The organism is Streptomyces ochraceiscleroticus (assembly GCF_000720485.1).
Lineage (GTDB): Bacteria > Actinomycetota > Actinomycetes > Streptomycetales > Streptomycetaceae > Streptomyces > Streptomyces ochraceiscleroticus.
The window spans coordinates 1-214 of the sequence record NZ_JOAX01000140.1; the positions used below are offsets into that span (position 1 = coordinate 1).

At 65.4% G+C, this 214-nt stretch carries 1 protein-coding gene; it reads right to left on the reverse strand.

Annotated features, from left to right (window positions below; all coding sequences use genetic code 11):
• A partial coding sequence (locus IG84_RS38645) for an aldehyde dehydrogenase family protein (RefSeq protein WP_037801515.1) occupies window positions 1–214 on the reverse strand: 214 nt, incomplete at both ends.

A 214-nucleotide genomic window follows, 5' to 3' on the forward strand; every position in this document is an offset into this window, starting at 1 on the left:
GAGCTTCTTCGCCGAGTAGCTGACCAGCAGGTTCTTGGTCTGCTGGTAGTGGTCCAGCATCATCTTGTGGTTCTCCCGGCCGATGCCGGAGTTCTTGTACCCGCCGAACGCCGCATGCGCCGGGTAGGCGTGGTAGCAGTTGGTCCACACCCGGCCCGCCTTGATCTCCCGGCCCAGGCGGTAGGCGGTGTTACCGTCCCGGGTCCACACGCCG